This window comes from Thermoplasma sp. (assembly GCF_023256435.1).
Lineage (GTDB): Archaea > Thermoplasmatota > Thermoplasmata > Thermoplasmatales > Thermoplasmataceae > Thermoplasma.
Genome location: NZ_JAGDXM010000047.1, coordinates 55,087 through 75,600 on the forward strand (window position 1 = coordinate 55,087; position 20,514 = coordinate 75,600).

At 43.1% G+C, this 20,514-nt stretch carries 17 protein-coding genes; 4 read left to right on the forward strand and 13 right to left on the reverse strand.

Going from position 1 to position 20,514, the window contains the following annotated elements:
* The 5 genes from Q0C15_RS06365 to Q0C15_RS06385 all read right to left on the reverse strand — a co-directional run.
* Positions 1 to 4,913: glucodextranase DOMON-like domain-containing protein (locus Q0C15_RS06365; RefSeq protein ID WP_297217456.1), on the reverse strand; the 4,913-nt coding region annotated here is incomplete at its 3' end.
* Between the two features lie 114 nt (positions 4,914 to 5,027).
* Positions 5,028 to 5,939: a sugar ABC transporter permease gene (locus Q0C15_RS06370; protein WP_297217458.1), complete on the reverse strand. Its 912-nt coding sequence runs from the start codon at positions 5,937 to 5,939 to the stop codon at positions 5,028 to 5,030.
* An 8-nt stretch (positions 5,940 to 5,947) separates the two neighbouring features.
* Entirely contained in the window at positions 5,948 to 6,862 is a 915-nt protein-coding gene (locus Q0C15_RS06375) for a carbohydrate ABC transporter permease (RefSeq protein WP_297217460.1), read from the reverse strand.
* A gap of 19 nt (positions 6,863 to 6,881) precedes the next feature.
* Positions 6,882 to 8,360 carry a hypothetical protein gene (locus Q0C15_RS06380; RefSeq protein ID WP_297217462.1) on the reverse strand — a complete coding sequence of 493 codons (1,479 nt, stop codon included), beginning with the start codon at positions 8,358 to 8,360 and terminating at the stop codon, positions 6,882 to 6,884.
* Between the two features lie 193 nt (positions 8,361 to 8,553).
* A complete protein-coding gene (locus Q0C15_RS06385; protein WP_110640142.1) occupies positions 8,554 to 9,216 on the reverse strand; it encodes a thioredoxin family protein in 663 nt (220 codons plus the stop codon).
* A 96-nt stretch (positions 9,217 to 9,312) separates the two neighbouring features.
* Here Q0C15_RS06385 and alaXM point away from each other — a divergent pair, with 96 nt between their 5' ends.
* Both alaXM and Q0C15_RS06395 read left to right on the forward strand, forming a co-directional pair.
* Positions 9,313 to 10,038: an alanyl-tRNA editing protein AlaXM gene (gene alaXM / locus Q0C15_RS06390; protein WP_297217464.1), complete on the forward strand. Its 726-nt coding sequence runs from the start codon at positions 9,313 to 9,315 to the stop codon at positions 10,036 to 10,038.
* Positions 10,039 to 10,238: 200 nt separating this feature from the next.
* The gene (locus Q0C15_RS06395; RefSeq protein WP_297217466.1) at positions 10,239 to 12,005 is read left to right on the forward strand and encodes a phosphoenolpyruvate carboxykinase (GTP); all 1,767 of its coding nucleotides are present in this window, start codon (positions 10,239 to 10,241) and stop codon (positions 12,003 to 12,005) included.
* On the opposite strand, the gene Q0C15_RS06400 is transcribed toward Q0C15_RS06395, so the two are convergent.
* On the reverse strand, positions 12,002 to 13,012 hold the full coding sequence (locus tag Q0C15_RS06400) for an N-acetylglucosamine kinase (protein WP_297217468.1): 1,011 nt from the start codon (positions 13,010 to 13,012) through the stop codon (positions 12,002 to 12,004). The two genes, Q0C15_RS06395 and Q0C15_RS06400, sit on opposite strands and share 4 nt — an antisense overlap.
* A complete protein-coding gene (locus Q0C15_RS06405; protein ID WP_297217470.1) occupies positions 12,997 to 13,734 on the reverse strand; it encodes an enoyl-CoA hydratase/isomerase family protein in 738 nt (245 codons plus the stop codon). The genes Q0C15_RS06400 and Q0C15_RS06405 overlap by 16 nt, the downstream gene beginning before the upstream one ends.
* A gap of 194 nt (positions 13,735 to 13,928) precedes the next feature.
* Here Q0C15_RS06405 and Q0C15_RS06410 point away from each other — a divergent pair, with 194 nt between their 5' ends.
* Positions 13,929 to 14,789 (forward strand): ribose-phosphate diphosphokinase, encoded by an 861-nt coding sequence (locus tag Q0C15_RS06410; RefSeq protein WP_297217472.1) that lies wholly within the window; start codon positions 13,929 to 13,931, stop codon positions 14,787 to 14,789.
* A complete protein-coding gene (locus Q0C15_RS06415) occupies positions 14,782 to 15,489 on the forward strand; it encodes an RNA 2'-phosphotransferase (RefSeq protein WP_297217474.1) in 708 nt (235 codons plus the stop codon). Before Q0C15_RS06410 ends, Q0C15_RS06415 begins: the two co-directional genes overlap by 8 nt.
* Before the next feature lie 2 nt (positions 15,490 to 15,491).
* On the opposite strand, the gene icd is transcribed toward Q0C15_RS06415, so the two are convergent.
* The 6 genes from icd to Q0C15_RS06445 all read right to left on the reverse strand — a co-directional run bounded on the left by icd (position 15,492) and on the right by Q0C15_RS06445 (position 20,513).
* Positions 15,492 to 16,703, reverse strand: a complete 1,212-nt coding sequence (gene icd / locus Q0C15_RS06420; protein ID WP_297217476.1) for an isocitrate dehydrogenase (NADP(+)) — start codon at positions 16,701 to 16,703, stop codon at positions 15,492 to 15,494.
* A 104-nt stretch (positions 16,704 to 16,807) separates the two neighbouring features.
* Complete coding sequence (locus Q0C15_RS06425) at positions 16,808 to 17,494, reverse strand: type I 3-dehydroquinate dehydratase (RefSeq protein WP_297217478.1); 687 nt, start codon at positions 17,492 to 17,494, stop codon at positions 16,808 to 16,810.
* 84 nt (positions 17,495 to 17,578) lie between these two features.
* Entirely contained in the window at positions 17,579 to 18,019 is a 441-nt protein-coding gene (locus tag Q0C15_RS06430) for a helix-turn-helix domain-containing protein (protein ID WP_110640134.1), read from the reverse strand.
* A gap of 229 nt (positions 18,020 to 18,248) precedes the next feature.
* Positions 18,249 to 19,454 (reverse strand): transposase, encoded by a 1,206-nt coding sequence (locus tag Q0C15_RS06435; RefSeq protein WP_297217482.1) that lies wholly within the window; start codon positions 19,452 to 19,454, stop codon positions 18,249 to 18,251.
* Complete coding sequence (gene tnpA / locus Q0C15_RS06440; protein ID WP_297217484.1) at positions 19,429 to 19,836, reverse strand: IS200/IS605 family transposase; 408 nt, start codon at positions 19,834 to 19,836, stop codon at positions 19,429 to 19,431. Before tnpA ends, Q0C15_RS06435 begins: the two co-directional genes overlap by 26 nt.
* Before the next feature lie 119 nt (positions 19,837 to 19,955).
* The gene (locus Q0C15_RS06445; RefSeq protein WP_297217486.1) at positions 19,956 to 20,513 is read right to left on the reverse strand and encodes a HemK2/MTQ2 family protein methyltransferase; all 558 of its coding nucleotides are present in this window, start codon (positions 20,511 to 20,513) and stop codon (positions 19,956 to 19,958) included.
* Position 20,514 lies beyond the last annotated feature (1 nt).

Genomic DNA, 20,514 nt, shown 5'->3' on the forward strand with positions numbered 1-20,514 from the left:
CTATATATAAAATACTGATTTTTTAATATAAATAAATTTGAATAATTTATTTTAAAGAAAGCGTAAATGGGCATTTCTAACGCTGAAAACTCTAAGACATGACTGGAAAATGGAAACTGCATCTCCAGGAATACTGGTATAATAGGAAAAAGTCGGAGGGCGAAAACAGTGTTATTCAGTTCATAAATCTGATGCCAAGCTAGAATGATGTTTCCCATCCATCCCATCGTAATGGAAGGGTTTGATATATCAAATGTGGAGGACGTAATATTGAATGTTGAAATCGGTATCAGGTTCAGATTCAGAAGAAACGTAGAGATCTCAAGCGTATAGATGCCTCTTTCGAAAGAGACGTAGGATAGATAGATTATATTTCCACGAGCTATTGCAATTGATACGATCCCCTTAAGCGTTGCGCCGGTATTGTATGTATAGGAAGAAATGCTATTGAGATTTTCTGCAAATAGAATAAGGTGGATAGTATAGTTCCCATCATTATGATCATAGTATGAAATGGCGAGCTTATTCCAGAATCCAGATATGGAACCATATGATTGCCCGGCAAAATCAAAATGACGTTCTTTCACGATGTTTCCGTTCACAATGTGGATCAGAGAGTATGTGTACCGATCGCCACTCCTGAAGGTTTCGAGCAAAAATAGCCCATGATTGGTGGAATACAAACTTATATGCACAGCGTTTGAATGAAATGCGCCTATCGTCCAGAAGAATGTTGCCCAACCTTCATCAAGGATGATACTTGAATTCTTCACATATGCCAGATAAACCAGCCCGTTAGATGCGGAGACGCTTAAGTCGCTTGCCCAGGCTGTACCTGGAATTCGAACAGGGGTGCTCCATGATATAAAGTTGTGTGTTGAAGAAGCATAAACCATGTTGATGCCGCTTCTATTCGATATGAAGTACATATAATACGCATTCCCTGATCTTACAACCGTAGGAAAATCGTATACCGTGCTGTTTATCTTTTCAAGAGACGATCTTACAGTTTCATTTATTCCTGGGAGCTCTATCGGCATCAGCTGTGCAGGATGGTTTATTGAAAAGTTTGCCAAGGCCTCTTGTTGGGTCAATTTACCTTCATGCACAGTCGCAGGGGCGATGTATGTGTATATATTTGAACTCCACGGTGGATCTCCTCCGCCTCCCTGCCAGCCGCCGTTGGTGGTATTTGACTGATCTACGATCCTCCATCCATCCAAACCATAACCGTCATATGATCCGGCCACTATTATGTACCTGTAAGACATAAGGTCACGCCCTATATCTCCTATTGGTATTGTGACATATATATCCCCGTGACTCATGTTAGAAGTCACGATTATTCCAGATGATGTTGTCCCAGACAACGTCTGAATGTAGGTTGCCCATCCAGATATGTATATCAGGGTCTGCCATGGGACAGTTGAGTCTGCATTCGGGCCGTTTCCAAGGTAAGTACGTCCATTTCTGCTTCCGTTTGATATGAATATGTTAATTATCTGGTTCGAAAACCCAAGCGGCCCATTCCATATGTTCCAGAGCTGTGCATATTTAAATGCCCACTGGACGTCAAACTGATTCTCGGATACGTTAATGTATTCAAGATCTAAAGATCCTGGCGGGATCTGCGTAGGCTGATCCGGATATGTGTAATTCCCATCGCCGACAGGAAGGACGGTGTTGTGTATTGAAGATATCAGCACATAGGATGCGATGGAAATTGGTATATGAATGAAAAGTGGAGACATGAAGTAATTTTTCTGTGATAGTCCGTTGTGCGCAAAGACGCCCATTTCGAAAGAATTTCCAGGAACGTACCCTGGAAATGACATGGGTATAGCGAACTGTATTACCGAACGCGCAAATGCCACCATGCTCCCACTGCGTGGATATGATGACCAATGATCGAGACTTGTAGAGGTATATGCATTGTAGTATCCTGCACCATCGTTAAATGATGATGTGTTTATGACTGCAGCATATGTGGCAGCGAAATCAAGTTTCTGCAAGCCTCCAACGGTATAGAATGATGCGCTTTGTACATCGTTGCTAATATTGTTTCCCATCGATGGATCTGGAAGGGACATGTACACCCCAATCTCATCAAGTGGTTCAATACCGTATATCCAGGCATCTCCGTTGACGTATATCTGAACGAATATTGTGGTTGAATTGTATTCTATGTCCACCTGAGAAATGGATCCATAGGTGGAATTTGAATTTACATACCTGATACTGTCATTCCACTGATCTCCTATCACTGGAGATGACGCAATTCCATATGGTGTGCTTATGGTTTCACCTTCATATCCATTTAAAGATGGGGTATGCTGTTGAGTGTAATTCCCAAGCGAATATGGAATCAGAGGTTTGCTGTAGCCAAGCGTCAGATAATTCGGTACACGCGATCCGATTTCCCTTAGTGCATATATCAGATCGCCCTTGAATATGTAATCAAATGGCAGCGTATTGGAGCTACTTATTGTCCACGGAGCCATCTGGAAGAACCAGTCACTGCCTTCTGCAGCATATATAGCATTCCAGGCCCTCGTAAGGTTTCCTTCAGGGCCTCTGGCTGTCAAATTACTCTCAAACCCAGAATAGTTATCTATTTGCGTGAGGTTATGGGATTTTTGGTATTCTACCACCTTATTCCTGACTGAATTCAGAGCCTCCCAGTAAAAGTCCTGTACAGAGTCTCCAGACCACTGAGTTAAATATATGTTGTTCTGATACGGCGCAGCCTTACCGTTTCCGCTGTTCCAGCCTGCGGTTGCTATATGTGTTAGAACTGGGAATGATAATCCATCAGATCTGGCCTGCTGAATGAACTGATCTGGAGTCACCGTATGAATATAACTAGAGTTCTGCTCCAGTGCCTTGTAAAGATCCTCCAAGAATGGTACGCCATCCTCGGCGAACGGCGACATAAACATCCAGTTTTCTCCGTCTATACCTATCGTTACCAGCGTTCTGGCATGATCTTGCGCCGGTATCGCGCTGTATACGCCCTTCAGATAATTTATTATGTTATCAACTGCAACCCATGTTGGAAGATTTCCATAGTTGAAGGCCCAGTTATTTGATATGTACCCGTCCCTGAAGAACATATAGACAGAGGTGTTGTCTGGGCCAATAGCCACGTATGGTGTATACAGGTTTAACATCTGGGAAACGTTTCCACCGTTTCCAAAGTCATAACCAGAGGCATCAATTCCAGAGGCCATTAGAGTGGCTTCCGCTGTATTGCTCCATATTGCGCCAGACTCATTTATTGCCTGCATCATACGATACGATACCGTGAACTCTGGCGCGTACATACCGGAAGGCCACTGACCAAAGAGAGAATGAAACTGACCACGGCTTATGTTCATCTGAGCCAGAACATCGCTGTAGTATGATGCCTTCTGGATAGAACCATCTGGACCTGATATATTGTTTGCCAGCAGTAGAGGAGTTAACGGATGATAAAACGGACTTGTAAACAGCTCAACATTATTGCTTCCATTCTGATTTCCCTGCATGTCATTTCTGAATGCAGGTATGACCTGACCTGTGAGCCATTTTGAATAGTGCAGTATTTCTAAAAGATCCCTCTGGTTGAAAGAAGTCTGATTATGCATAGCCCATATGGTACTGTTTATCCAGTTGGATCCAAGCTGCCCCTCAATAAGAGGCGTACTGATGTCATAGAGGAACCACAGAACTTTCAGATCTTCAAATTGAGACGAACTCAACTTTCCTCCAGACATCCATATGTCATGTAAATTTCTGTATTCATTGGATGCTGGTTCATTCAATTCAAATACATATTCCGGTATACTGAAGTAATCCGCGGTTATATTCGCAAGTAGACTTTGATTCTCCGTTGTATTAAGTGTGCTGTATGGTATGAAGGCATATCGAATGAATGTATTGTTGTAGTATGGATCCGTAGATATATTAACAAGCTGGTAGAGGAGAGATCCAGACATTTCGTATGTCACATTTATCTGCGGAAACATATGTGCTATAAGCGCCTGCTCTATGTATTCGGCGGTTGCATGGGCTTCTGTCCACGGGAGTATGTAATTGTTGGATCCTACAATTTTGTAAAGTGGCTGATGATCGTTATAAATTATGGCCAGATTTATAGGCTTTGGTCTTGAAGACGGTATATTGACATATCCAAAGTTCAGAGCAAGCGTATTATTGACCGTAAATAAACTCTGGTAGGTGCCGTCGTTGTACGATCCCTCCTGATAATACGGTATGCCTGTTCCGACCCATGAACCGCTTCCTCCAACGACGAAGAGGGAAAGATTCATAACTAGCGTACCAGAATATCCGCTTGGAAACATTGAAGTCCATGGAATGGCTATTTCAGTACTATTGGTAGATGAATCAAATTTAAATATACTCGGTATCATCCTAGCGTTTGGCGTATTACTAGTTATTGAGGTGTTGATCAAGAATGTACCGTAGCCTGTTATTCCCGTATTTTCACCACCAAACCAAACGCTGGAAAAATAATTTAGAGGTTCAGTGAATTTTATATCTCTGGCCCAGACATTTAGATTCGATATTTCATAGGTACCATAATCAGATCCAGTGTTATTGCTCATGAAGATATAAAGTGCGTTATCACTTATGTTTTCGCTAACGCCTAAGAATAGATATGTTGCATTGAAAGAAACGTAAAACGAGGAGATATTATTATTTTTTCCCCAAGGAGACGCCATGTAATTTCTATACACAATATGCCCTGCAAAGTCTGCCTGAGTATTTCCAGTGAAAGTTATGTTTCCCTCATTTACATGAATTGCGCTATTCGCCATGGGTGAAGCCGCAGATATGGGAATTGAAATTACCGACATCAGAAAAAGTACGGTCAATGATAGAACTATTATGATATTATTACTACTTTGCATGGTATAATAAACTCTTCTCTCTATAAATATTTTTTACTATATGCCTATAACAAAAGAATAAAAATATTCTATTGAAAAATATCTAAATATTTTCAGCTTTTATTCCATATGCGATTATTTATACGTAGCAAGGCTAAATCCTGTCACCAGATACTTTTGAAACACGAAGAACAGTATGAACAATGGTAAGCCCATCAATACGGAGAATGCAGCATAGACATTGTAATTCATCACCACAGTGCCTGTCGATGTGTAATAGAGACCTATAGCTAGGGTGTACATGCTTGGAGTTGTGATGAATTGACCTGCAAGGGCATAATCGGTATATGGGCCCATAAATGCAACAAGCGTTGCAAATATTATCACTGGCCTTGACATCGGAACAAGGATCCTGAACAAAGCTTGAGACTGAGTCAGACCATCCAATTGTGCAGCTTCCTCATAATCCCTAGGAAGTGAGTTGACGTAGTTCATTATGAGCCATGATGAATAAACGAGCGCACCACCCGTATATGCCAAGATCAGGCCCTGATAGGTATCGACAAGATGTAACGTTGCGAACATAAAGTAGAGTGGAATAACCATAACAACAAAAGGAAACATAGTGAGTATCAGCATCATATACAGTATTGCCTTTTTTCCAGGTATATTGAATCTAGACATACCTATCCCAGCTATGATGGCGAACGCTATCCCTATGGCTGTAGATGCCGTGCAGAATATTAGCGTGTTTCCAAGCCACGTTAAAAAGGGATATTTGAATAATATCAGATAATAGTTTGAAAGTGAGAAGAACTTTGGGAGGAGATCAGATAAGCTGGTCTCGGCGATACTGTTCACCGAACTTAACGATGTAAGTATTACGTAATAGATTGGGAAAATAGAATATACTCCCACTATTATCAGTATTATGTGAGAAAGTATCTTCTTGATTATGGATATGCGTTTATAATACGTATTTTTCTTATAATAAGCCTCTGCATATCTTGGACGCCTTATTTCCTTATTTTCGTTTGACTCTTCCATCAGATCACCTAATATAGAACCTGCATCATCTTGGTATATTTGTTAGCAAGAACTACAAGCACCAGCAGTATCAATATTGATATTATTGCATAAGCTATTCCAACACCATAGGCAAGGTATGTGAATGCTTCATAATATGAATAGGTTATCAGTATCTGGGTCGATATAAGAGGCCCTCCACCTGTCAGTAGAAAAACTGGATAGAAATTATTCCATGTGAATATGAAACCAAATATTGTTATGAAGGCAAACTGTCTGCTGAGCATCGGTAGCGTTATTCTTCTCAGAGTTCGCAGGGTACCGTATCCATCCATCTCCGCTGCATCGTATAATTCAGATGGTATGCTCTGTATGGAGGCCGTAAATACGTAGGTATAATACGGAAATGATAACCATAGATTAACAAGGATCAAAGAGAGCATGGCTAGAGATGGACTTCCAAGCCAGAAAAGCCCCTTGAATCCCAAGGCATTAAGAACTTCGTTTATTATCCCGAAATGATAGCTGAGCATGTTCTTCCATATCAGCAATGTTATGAATGCTGGATACGCCCATGGAAAGAGTATCAAAGTTCTATAAAATCGCTTGCCTATCAGGCCTTTCTGATTTATGATCAGTGCAAGCGCGAATCCCATAGGTACCATCAGCACGGTACTTCCAACGCTCCAGATAATTGTATGCAGTATTATCTGAGGAAAGGCGCTTGATGTAAGTATTGCAATATAATTTGCAAATCCTATAAAACTATAGTTATAGAAATGTATCACGTTGAGATTTGTGAATGAAAAATAGACGCCAACGCCTATAGGATAAAAATCCAGAAAGACAAGAACGGCTATTACTGGTATCACGTATATTATACTTTTCCAGTCATAGGATTTATTGAAAAAATTTGAAAAATTCAATGTTTTCATGCTCTTCATTTCTATAGCCTTATTTTATTTATAATCTTATCACATTACCATAGCTCTCTGCGAAGAAAAATATGTTTTCACTGACGGATGATGTCTGCAGTAAAGAGATGGTCGTTGCCGAAATGAATGGTGGATATCCTGCAGACTTCATCGTCGAGATTATCTGTTGCTCCAGCGCATTTGCAGCTTGTGTTATGTTACCATGGCCGCCGACATACAGTGCATACATCTGCGTATTGAATGGAGTCCAGTATGCATTGAAAGCGAGATAATTAGGCTGGATCTGCGTATGTTCTTCCTGTTCAAACCAGTACTTTGCGAACGGATCTGTGGAGTTATGAGCAACTGCCCAGCTATTGGCTGCTATTGCAGATGGGAAATCGCCTGCTTCTTTGAACAACAGTTCCTGGTTTGTTATGTTCGTCATCATCTTAACAAACTGTATTGATGCCCATATCTGTGTCGGATTTGCTCCACTGGCTTTGCTGTTGGATACAACATATCCTACTGAACCCCAGATAGGCTCAACCCAGCTGTCCGTCACATTGTTGTAAGGCAATGGTGCCACACCGAGATTGTTACCAAGATAGCTTTCGAATGTGGCCTGCATCCAAGGACCTTCCTCTATGAATGCGGACTCATTATCCTCAAACATCGATATTACATCATTCGGCGTGCTGAGACCGGTGGGGCTAACCTTATATACATATGTAAGGTTGTAAAGGAAGCCTATTGTCTTTGTGGAATTTACCGAGTTAAGCTGCGGATACATAGAGGCATTAAATATTGTCGCGTTGAATGCAGGGAACCAGGCCGCGGCGTTATATCCATACCAGAGCCCAAGCCCGTATGGGAATCCATATACGTGTTTACCATTTTGAATCGTCTTTCCAGTCACATTCTTTGCTTCCTGGATTAGCTGGTAGATTGTTTTTGGAGGCGTCTTGATGTACATTTTGTTGTAGTACAGTGCATTTCCATTTATGTTTATGGGTATTCCATATATGCTCCCGTGATATGTCCAGTCATTGAGAGCGGCTGGCTCAAATTGAGCAAAATATGAACTGTTGAATTCATCACTCATGTTGATGAGCGATCCAGAAGCCCATAGAACAGCTGCATCGTCGCTTGTATCTCTATATACATTTGGCGCTTTGCCAGCATGGGCGGCTGTCAGATACGTGGAGGCTGACCCAACATTCACAGCAGTATCAATTGATAGCGTTATATTTGGATATTTTGCCTCGAATGCCTTAACCGCTTGATCGAAGACCTGCGTTTCTCCACCGGCGCTCTGAGAGCTCCATATAGTTATTGTGTGTGCGGCCTTGTTCGAATAATATGCCTCAACACTTACTGTTGCGACTACAACTATTATAACGACAGCAACCACAGCCCACACAAGCTTTCGGTTCTTCTTACCAGCTGAAGGTGGCCTATAACCACCGCCTGAAGGGGGCTGATAGCTAGTACCCTTGTTATTGTTACCATCATTACTACTGTCCATAGTGTATAATCAAAAATAGATTATTTAACTTTTTGCTCAATGAAATATATGCGTTAAAAATACATTATTGTATCTGTGATAAAATAAGCAGCTATAAATTCAACACAAAGAAAATGCGGAATTTCTGAGAAATATTTATATGATAGAATGAAGAACCAAGATAAAATATTACAAAAAATAGTAAATATTTAATTTACTGATGATCGTAGGCTTCCATGACGTATTCGGCGAACTGGTCGTCTGGATAAGCTCCAATGAAGGTGACATCATTGTTTATAACTATGTGAGGAACGCTTGAAACCCCAACCTCCTCAGCTTCATTCTCGAATTCAAGGGCCTCGATCATTTCGCCCTTTATGTTCGGATTCAGAAGCGCGAATTTATGCGCCGTTCCAACTGCCCTTGGGCAATACGGACATGTAGGCGTAACGTATACCTTTATCGTTATGGGTTTGTCTATCTTTGATATGAGCTCTGCTGCCTTGGATGAGACATCTGCCTCTCCTATGGATACGTTCTTCAGATCCTCTATGAGCGAGCCAAATTCATAGCCAGACGGGAGACCATAATACACTATTCTTCCGTCCTCAACACCAGCCTTGGAAACTATAGTGGCTGGATACTTCTCCACACCGTATTTTTTCACCATTTCCTTATCTTCATCGAAGTTGTAAACCTTCAGGTGAATCTTTGGGTTGATCTCAGAAACTTCAGTGGCGAGCTGGACGGTCTCCTTGCAATATCTGCAGTTCTCATCATTTGAAGTGAAAACCACAAGATCAACATCATTTTTCAGATACTTGTCAAACTCTCCCTTTAGGTATTCCCTGTCTTCCTTTCTTATCAGATTTGCCATGGATAGGCATTTTTTTATTATATTTAAATTTTGCTACACAGATCTGTTTATCGTAATACACTAAACTGTTTAAAGTATGAAGGCATACTCTCTACCGTGACCGAAAAGATATATTATGACAACATGTACCTGAAGGAATTCGATGCAGAAATAGTTTCTGTGGATTCTAACAGGCTGATTTTGAACCGCACAGCATTCTATCCAACAGGAGGGGGTCAGCCCAATGACGTTGGCGTAATTCTAAAGGGAGATGCGAGATACAGAGTGATAGATGTGCAGAAGCAGGGAGATGATGTGGTCCATATTCTGGAAAACGCTGATGGATTGCAACCCGGCGATAGTATACATGGTGTCATAGACTGGCAGAGAAGATATGCGCATATGAGATACCATACGGCCATACACATACTGGATGGCATAGTTTCTGCAAAGCACAACTCCGAAGCCCTGCTCACAGGTGGCCAGATATATGAAGACAGATCACGAATAGATATGAACATAGAGAACTTCACCAAGGAATTCGTCGATCAGATCATAGAAGAGGCCAATGAGTTCATAGCCGAAGGCCATCGTGTCTACGCGGAGAACATAAGCAGGGAGGAAGCGTTGAAAAGGCCAAATCTGGCAAGAACAGAGCCTGGAAGAAAACTGATAGAATCATTGCCAGTTGTGAGGATAATAGTCATTGAAGGCCTTGACGAACAATCAGACGGCGGAACGCATGTTGCAAATACAAAGGAGGTTGGTCGCATAATACTGAGAAAGATAGAGAATAAGGGGAGAAAAAACAAACGCATAGAATTTGAACTTTCACCTGCATAATGAACTTCATATAAAATTTGCGTTTGTTTCTTTAAATTATAGGTTTTTATATTCATATATTTTGATTATTTATATTTAATAATTTAAGCGGATCATGCAATAAATCTGTGGCCCACATAGAAAAATCTGGGATTGCTTTACATACACGCTATAAATACCGTCTCAGATATTTATATATACCATTTTTTCGTAGAATCATTATGCTCTCGCTGAACGAAACAGGACTCAACAAAAATGCATTGAGATGGATAGAATCTATCAAAAAGTTCACGGATCCTGAGAATGTTGTGGTCTGTGATGGGTCAAGAGAAGAATTCGCCCAGATAGCGGATGAAATGGTTAGATCTGGAGAATTCATAGAGCTAAACAAGGATCACTATCCCAATTCATTCATTTACAGAAGTGATAGGACAGATGTAGCCAGAAGCGAGGAACGTACCTTCATTGCCGCTCTGGACAGAAAGATGGTTGGAAATCTCAACAATTATATGTCGCTGGAACAGGTAGGCGATGTGTGGAACAGGTTTTTCAGGAATGCCTATCGCGGAAAGACGATGTACGTAATACCATATGCACTTGGCCCACTAGATTCAAGGTTCACAGACTATGGCATAGAGATCACGGACAGCAAATATGTCGTCCTCAATCTGCACTACATAACCAGGATGGGGAAGCAGATCATGCAGAGAATCCCTGATCGATTTGTAAAAGGAGTGCATGCAACCGGAACCCTCGATCCGAACAATAAGTACATAATACATCTTCCCTGGGACAAGCCTGAAGGTGTTGATGCTGATATACTCAGTGTCAACACAAACTATGGCGGAAATGCGCTGCTAAGCAAAAAATGCCATGCACTAAGGATAGCCTCAGTGAAGGCCAGATCTGAAGGTTGGCTGGCAGAGCACATGCTGTTGCTTGAGGTGGAGGATCCGAAGGGCAGAAGGATCTATATCACCGGGGCATTTCCCAGTGCAAGTGGAAAGACAAACCTTTCCATGATCAATCCGCCAAAGCATTATGCAGAGGCTGGCTGGAAGACAAGGCTCCTCAGCGATGATATATCCTGGTTGAAGATAGAGGATGGCAAACTGCATGCGACCAATCCTGAGAACGGATTCTTTGCAGTTGTACCTGGTACTAACCACAGGACAAACAGGAATGCAATGCTGACGCTGACTAAGAACACCATATTCACAAACACAGGCCTGACGAAGACCGGCGAACCGTGGTGGGAAGGGCTTGATCCTGTCGATGACGAATTGTACGACTGGAAAGGCATCCTCAGAAAACCCAATGGAGAACCAATAGCGCATCCAAACTCCAGATTCACCTCACCTCTGGCAAATTATCCATTCCTATCAGAAAGGATAAACGATCCGGATGGCGTTCCAGTTTCTGCCATACTGTTCGGTGGAAGACGTGCGTCCCTTATCCCACTAGTGTATGAGGCGTTCAACTGGAATCACGGCGTGTTTATGGGCGCCACAATGGGTGTGGAGAAAACCGCTGCATCCGAGGGTAAGATCGGCGAGCTAAGGAGAGATCCCATGGCCATGAGACCTTTCTGCGGATACAACATAGCGGATTACTTTAAGCACTGGATAGAGATGGGGCAGAAGCTTAGGTACAAACCCAAAATATTCTACGTCAACTGGTTCAGGAGAAGGGCTGATGGTTCCTTCATATGGCCAGGTTTCTCTGAGAATTTCAGGGTCATAGAGTGGATCATATACCGTCTGGATCACAACGATAATGCCGTTGAGACGCCCATAGGATACATACCTGAGAAGATCAATCTGGAGGGGCTTAACCTCTCAACGCATGATCTCGAGGAACTGTTCAGGATAGACAGAGAGGGATGGAGAGAGGAGATGAAAAACATCGATGAATATTTCAGTCACATAGGTGGAATACCTGAGGATCTTATGAGGGAGTTCGAGATGGAGAAGAGGAGGCTATCCTAAGATTCAGGCACATTTTCCATGAACAGGAATTCTTTTATATCCTCAGGTTTATTTTTGAGGCTGGCGTTTAACTGCCGCATGATCTTATCCCTGATTGAAAGATCAATCTCACCCTTCTTCTCCAGTCCTATCAGCACATCGCCTATGGCCACCTGATATCCATAGTAAATGTTCACTGGCACGGAAGTCTTAGATCTGATCATATGCTGATAAAAGTCTCCTGCCAGCATCGTCCCACCCAGAACTGAGTATCTGCCTGAACTGCCAAGCACCTTTGATTTGGAGTTCATCACCTCAGAGATATAGGAGGAGCTCTCCTCAAATATGGAAATGGCGTATTTATTCCCGGATCTGGCCATGGCAGATATGCGCGGTGCCAGTGCTGCAACAACGCGTTTAGCTATCCTTTCCTTGGAGATTGCATACACAACCTCATAGAGGTCCATGCCGAAGTAGTTCATCACCATGTCCCTGAATCCAGTTTCGGATATCCCATCATATTCGCGTTCGGCAAGCAGTATCGCTTGCTTGGCCATCCAGCTTGCAGATCCCTCATCGCCTATTACCCATCCCCATCCGCCGAAGCGCTTTGGTTCGCTTCCCTTCTTAAGAAATCCGACGCTGCCTGTTCCGGGTGCAAATACAACGCCGTCTTCATTCAGATTGGCGAATTTATAGGCTCCTAGGCCATCCGATACTACATCAGCCTTTCCGACGATGGATCTTACGATATCCTTACCGAGTTCAGTGGCTTCTTTGCTGTCACCAATACCTGCCAGGCCGAAGACCTTCGTATCGATGCTCCTCATGTCCACACCGGCTTCGGAGCATGCTTTCTTAACCGCATCTGATATATTTGCAGTTGCGGTTTCCCTCGGGGCATTCGTGAAGTTGGAAGGCCCTGATATCCCCACACCGGCTATCGACTCGCTTCTCTCATCAAAAACAATCGCAAGCGTCTTCGTTGAACCACCATCAACGCCAAGGATCATCATCTCTTCCTCCATCTTGACAGAAGATCCGTTATTTCTTTCTTCGTAAATAACAGTGAGAAATATAACGCCTCTTCCTCCATGGCACGATCAATCGGAAGATCCAGTGAGGCATTGACAAGCCTCTTTATATACTGAAGGGTGATCTGCGGCTTCCCGGCTATATCCTCCACTATCGATCTGGCCTGATTCTCATCCTCCACAACTTCATCTACAAGGCCCATAGCCTTGGCCTCCATTGCGCTCATCTTCCTGCCGGTCATGGCCATGTACATCGCTCTGCCAGCACCCACTATCCTGGGCAGGATAACGTTTCCGCCTGCACCGGCATTTATTCCTATGGATATCTCTGGCTGCCCTATGACTGCGTCCTTCAGAGCAATTCTTATGTCAGCCGATTCGGCTATTTCTAGCCCACCTCCCAGCGAATAACCCTTCAGTATGGCTATTACTGGCTTCGGAAGATCACGGATCTTTCTTGAGACTCTGTTCATGGCCATTCTGAATTCATAGGCCGACGCGCTGTCAAAAGAGGCAAGCATATTTATATCGGCACCCGCAGAGAAATCCTTTCCCTCGCCGGATATCACAACAGCTCGAATGCTATCGTCTGAGGCGGAGTCATCCAGGGCCTTTTCAAGATCAGAGACCGTCTCCAGGTCTATGGCATTCTTTCTATCTGGCCTGTTGAAATAAACGTATAACACGGATCCGACAGAGTTTCTGATTATTGGCATCTGTATCGATGAAATGAAGGCTTGGATCTATTTTTATCTTCCTCAGAACAGCCCCATATTTAACCCGCATTGCCTGCGTGATCCATGGATTACGATACACTGAAGATTGCATTAGAAGCGCTTGCGCCGCATTGAATGTTGAAGTGTTTTGAGTGCCCTCAAATTTTTAATAGGAATAGACATACCTGTGCGTTATGAAAATAATCGGCCTACGATCATCTGCGGGTCTTGCAGAAAAAGTTGCAGATCAGCTTCACAGCGAACTTGTCACGCCTGATGAGAGGCGGTTTCCGGACGGAGAACTGTACCTGCGCTATGATACCGATATGAGCGGGGAGGATGTCTTCATCATAGGCAACACACATACGGATGGGGAGATCATGGAGATGATCCTGACCCTGTCTGCGGTGAGAGATTACGCGGTCAAGAGCGTGAACATAATAGCGCCTTATTACGGATATGCCAGACAGCACCAGAGATACCGGCGTGGGGAGCCAATATCATCCCAAATACTCACGGAGATATTTGCCATGTACAGCAGAAGCATAGCCACAGTTGATATACATGACGAGCAGACTCTGGGTTATTCCAAGGTGAAATTTACCAATCTGCACGCGGATAGATCCATCATAGATTTTTACAGGAACGTTGATATAGATTATATAGTCTCACCAGACGACGGCGGTCTGGAGAGGGTGAAGCATGTCGCTGAATCCCTTGGAAAGAAGTATTTCTATATCGAGAAGAAAAGAATAGATGACAGGACTGTTGAGATGAAGGCTCCTGACATAGATATTAGGGGAAAGAAGATTCTGATCCTGGACGATATAATATCAACAGGTGGAACGATCGCCAAATCATCATCCATCTTAAGGCAGAAGGGTGCATCCAGAATATATGTATCCGCAATACACGGCCTCTTCGTCAACAGCAGCGAGTCGAAGATCCTGGAGAATGCCGATGAGATACATGTGACAGATACGGTATCCGGAAAGTTCTCAGACATATCTGTTTATCAGGTAGTTAGCGATTACATAAATGGTCTATATGCCTGAGCTCAGAATATGCCACGGCCCGTATCGAGGCAAGGAATGTCCGGTCTGCGGAAAACCCGGAAAGATACTGATGAATGAGAGAGAAGTGGATGAGGTAAGCAGAACCCTTGCCGCCATACTTAGGCATGATCCGGAAAGATATCATATAAGGCTGGACAGCCATGGCTATGCAAGGATATCCAGTATAGTCAGCGTGCTCAGGAAATTCAAGGGCATGCGATGGATAACCTTCGATCACATAGTCGATCTTGCGGAAACCGATCCAAAGGGAAGGTATCAGGTTTCAGGCGTACTCATAAGGGCGGTGTATGGACACACCATACCCGTCGATCTGAGCGACCTCCCAGAAGATAATATTCCGGATACGCTTTATTATCAGTCATCAGCTGCCGAAGCCCCCCTGGTCAAGGAAGCCGGCATATATCCATCAGACAAGAGTTGGATCCATCTTTCCGGCACGTACAGGAGATCCTACGTATCCGGGCTCTACCACATAGATGACCCGTTCATTCTGAAGATCGATGCCAGGGCCATGATCGAGGACGGCCATGACATATACAGATCCAACGATGACATCTATCTAACGAGGGAGATCCCACCTGAATACATAAGCGACGCGGAAAAGGAAGAGGTAACGCTGACCGAAGAGGAAAAAGAAGATATAAACAGGGTAAGAAATAAAAATAACAACAGGAATTAGTTTTATGGCTTTTTCATCCTGTTGATTATCTCTTCTCCAAATTCAGAACATTTGAGTGCCTTTACATTAAGAAGCCTTGCTATGTCCTGCGTCAGCTTCTGATCCCTGTATGTCTGCATGATCGCTTCATCCAGTATGCTTGCGGCTTCGTTCCATCCCAGATGCTGCAGCATCATCTCTCCTGAGAGTATGAGCGATGTCGGGTTTGCCACGTCCATGCCGGCATACTTCGGCGCAGTACCATGAACAGCCTCGAATATCGCATAGTGATCGCCTATGTTTGCACCCGGCGCTATTCCGATACCACCAACCTGCGCAGCCAGCGCATCCGACAGATAGTCCCCGTTCAGGTTTGGAGTGGCGATGACGTCATACTCCTGGGTCCTTGTCAGAACCTGCTGGAACATATTATCCGTTATACGATCCTTTATGACAATCTTGTTGGAATACTTCTCCGGATCCTGCAGATATTCGGCCTCAGTAACCGTGTAGTTGCCGAATTCTGTCTTTGCGACCTCGTAGCCCCACTCCTTGAATGCGCCCTCGGTGTACTTCATTATGTTTCCTTTATGAACAAGCGTAACGCTCTTCCTTTTGTTCGCGATAGCGTACTGTATGGCCTTTCTCACCAATCTTGTTGATTTGAACTTGCTAATGGGCTTTATACCTATACCAGTATCGCTAGTCAGGTTGATGTTGAACGTCGATGCCAGAAATTCCCTTACCTTTTTTGCACCGTCTGAATCGTATCTCCATTCTATTCCAGCGTACAGATCCTCAGTGTTTTCCCTGAACACAACCATGTTCATGTATTCCGGGTGCACCACGGGCGATGGAACGCCCGGGAAGTATCTCACCGGCCTTATATTGGCGTAGAGATCCAGATACTGCCTGAGAGTGACGTTTAGGCTCCTGAATCCCTCGCCTATCGGCGTTGTTAGCGGGCCCTTCAGAGATACAACACATTTCTTGAGGTCGTCGAGAGACGATTGCGGAAGCCTTTCACCTGTCTTGTCGTAGGCCTCGTCTCCTGCAAGTATCTTCTTCCACTCAATTGAACGCTTTCCCCCATAGGCAATCTCAAGAGCAGCGTTAAGAACATTTATTGTGGTCTTGGATATATCCGGTCCAATTCCATCTCCTTCGATATATCCTATCGTTACTCTGTCTGGAACCTGAAGGGTTCCATCTTCCTTTATCTGAATATATGCCATACATCTTGAATAGCACCAATCTAATTTATACTTATCATATAGCTACGAAATCGGTCGAAATACGTCAGAAATATTATCTGAAAACACTACCACATAACGATTTCCTATTGGAAAAGTATCTTGAATGCATCATAATAGTAATCCGCCTTTGGCTGCCCGTATGCCGTGGGCCTGTCTCCCATGGCATACACTATATCAGACACGTAATAGCCGGCAATGGCCCGCCAGAACGTCCTTCCCATGGGTATGAATGCCATTGGTTTCTTCTTATCCCTCCTCACATCAATGATGCGGTTCAGATCGGCTAGAAACTCCTGATCATCTGAATATGAACATGCCACCTTGACCATATCCACATCTGAATTCATCATTCTATCCAAAGCAGACATCATCGCAGCCGCATCTGATGTGTGATATGAACCTATTATCTTTGTCACACGCGACCTCTGCTCCAGCTTGTCGATCAGGCTCATATCAAGATCCACGGCCGGTGCCATCTTCTTTATTGCTGTCTCATAATATTTCAAAGCATCCTTTCCGCGATATGTGAAGATATAATCTATGTCCATTTCCCTCATTGCGGATATCAGCTCCTCTTCATCTGAAATTTCTCTCTCAGTGAACATGTCGAAGCGTATCTCATACAGGTTCTTGTCTGAGAGGATCTTCGTCTGAAGCTTATCCACGAATGTGTCTACATCCTCATAGAATACCGATGTCACAACAATCGGCATCGCGTTGCCAATCACAAATTTCCCTATATTGAGCTTATCTCCGCTGTAAAGAGGCACGTGGCATAATTACCATCATGGTTAAAAATTATTCACATACGGGCATATAGGTTATAAAACCTATGCTGACCGCCGTATTTGTTTTTAGATCTTCCCGTTTCTTATGAGGCTGTTTATGTGCTCAACATTGTTCCTGTAATTCTCTATCGCCATCTTTATGTTTATTTCTACCCATGACCAGGCCTTCACCAGATCTCCGGATCTGAGCCTATATTTCTTGACCTTCCCATCCTTTATTTCTTCAAGTATATCAAGATATTTCAGCTTGTTGAGGTGCCTGTAGAGTGTAGAACGGCTGGTATTTAGATATGCCATGAGTTCCTCGGGTGTCCAGTACCTGTCGCTTCGCATGAGGAAACACTCCTTGAAGAGCCTGAAGTAAACGGAGTTCTTTATTGAGTTCATGTCCGTTGATGGACTTATCCTTGGTATGTAGCCTATATCTGATAGAAAATAGGCTATGCTTCTGTCAAGATCTGATTCGTCTATTCTTGCTGGAACAGATGTTATTGAGATTTTAAACATCTCATGAATATAATCTGGGTGGTAAATAACATTTTTCTAAAGGGGAACTGCGTGTTATGCGGATCAGTTTATCATCATGGGCATGATTTTATAATGTTGCTTTGGAAAAATATGACACATAATTATGGTCATCTGAAATTGGAAGCAAATGCACGCTATACTGAAAGAAATGAATGCGTTCATGCCTGTTAGTGAACTACCCCGTCCATAAGAGTGGGGCATCTCCACCTCACGATGAAGATTTCCTGCTTCTTCCAAGAAACTTACTATACACACCCTCAGAGAAGGGAATGTATAGCAGAGGTTTCCTGTCCACAGGCTCTAAGGGCAGTCCCGACCCCGCACGAAGAATATTCAGAGAAGCATTATAATCACGGTCTACAGTCCAACCACACTTGGGACATACAAAAACACGGTCAGCCAAAGTCAAGTCCTTCTTCACATAACCACATTTAGCACACGTCTTAGAAGTATTCCTCGGATCTACTTTCACTACCCTCCTACCAGCTCTTTCAGCCTTGTAGGAGAGATAGCTCATGAACTTAGAAAGGTTGGAGTGAAGAATATGCTTTCTCAAAGTTTTACTTTCACTACCCTCAACCATTTCCTTCACGCTAAGGTCTTCCACGTAGATCTCATCATACTGTTCTACGAACCACGAAGTTACCTTGTGAATATAATCACTCATCAAGTTCTTCACATGTTCGTGAAGCTTAGCTAGTTTTTCCCTGACCTTCTCGTAGTTTCTAGATCCCTTCTTCTTTCTAGATAATGATTGTTGCAAAATCTTCGTCTTCCTCTCTACCTTATCAAAAACCTTAGGGTTCTCTATCACTACACCATCGGAGGTAGTTACTAGTTTCTCCACTCCTAAGTCTATTCCAACTACTTTCTCAGTTTTCTCAAGAGGTTTCTTTTCGACCTCAGCTTGAAATATCGCATACCAACCAGTTGAACTCTTCTTTATTATTACTCCTTTTACCTCGCCTTCTAACGGTCTATGGAAGAGTACTTTTATCTCCCCTATCTTTGAGAGGGTCAGTTTATCCCCAACTACCTTGAAACCGGATTGATTATAGTTGATGACCTTCATGATCTTCTTGTACCTAAGTTTCCCAACTTTCTTCCTTTTCTTCTTCTGTTCGTGAAGAGCATTGATGTTGTACCATAATTGGTTGTTCACCATTTGGAGAGCTTTGGAGTAAACTAGTTCCTTCCCTTCTATTTTCAAGTCTTTCAACATGTTTTGAGTGTCCTTGGGTGTTATCTTTTTCCCTTCTTTCCTCGCCTTATTTATTGTGTCTAATAATGAGTTGTATGCTTTAGCCTCAACCTGCATCGCTCTGAGGAGTTTTTCCTCTACCTCTCTCGTTGGGTAGATCCTATACTTGAATGATAGTTGGATCTTGTCACTCTTCTCCTTGGCTCTCCACATATTTTTTCAGTACCTCCAGTGTTACTTGTCCGCTCGTTGCTAGGAAATAAGAAGGAGACCAGAAATGTCCTTTCCACAGTTTTCCCTTTACTTGTGGGAACCTTCTCTGTATTTCTCTAGACGTGATGGTCTTGATCGCGTTCACGTATCTGGGTATATTCAAGGTTGGTTTTGCTTTGAATAGCATGTGGAAGTGATCCTTATCTGCTCCTATATCTATGATTTCAACTTCAAATGTTTTGCTTATTTCCTGAATTTGTTCCTTCAAGAAATTGATAATATCCTCATTGTCGAACACCTTTCTGCGGTACTTCACCACCTGGACATAGTGGTAATAAAGAGCGTAAACTGAATGGGATCCTTTGTCCAATCTGTACCGCATAGTTATATCTAATTTTTGATAACTATAAAAATGTTTATATAAGGGGGCTATCCATCCCCTCCCTCACGGAAGGGGACTTTCGCCCCCTTAATCCCCTACTAAGTTAAAAAAAGAATGGATCAGATGCGGACTGGAGTAAGCCTATAGAGCAGTATGGACTCGAAATCAAATTTCATCTCCTTTACTATCATATAGGCATAGCCATGTTCGCTGAAGATGCGATCGTTGTCCGTGAGATCGGTTAAAACAAGGTAGATCTGACCCTTATCTGTGAGATGATATCTGGCCTGAGTCAGAAACCTCTTTACGATACCCATATCTTCACCTCCGCTCCATGAGATGTCCTCCTCCTCAACTGGAAGATACGGAGCATTGAAAAGCACAGTATCGAAATATCCGATCACGCTTGAAAACAGATCTGAACGATATGCATTGAGATTCAACCCATTCCTTCTGGCATTTTTCCTGGCACATTCAACCGCGAGTTCGTTGATATCCACGGCCTGTATATCGCAGCCCTTTTTGAGAAAATAGATGGATACTATCCCAGTACCACAACCTATCTCTATTGACCTGCCAGAACATGTGGCGTTTTCTATAAGAAGAAATGTATCATCCGATGGCGGATACACGCCATCGCATTTCTCTACCTTCAAACCGTTAAATTCGAGTATCATG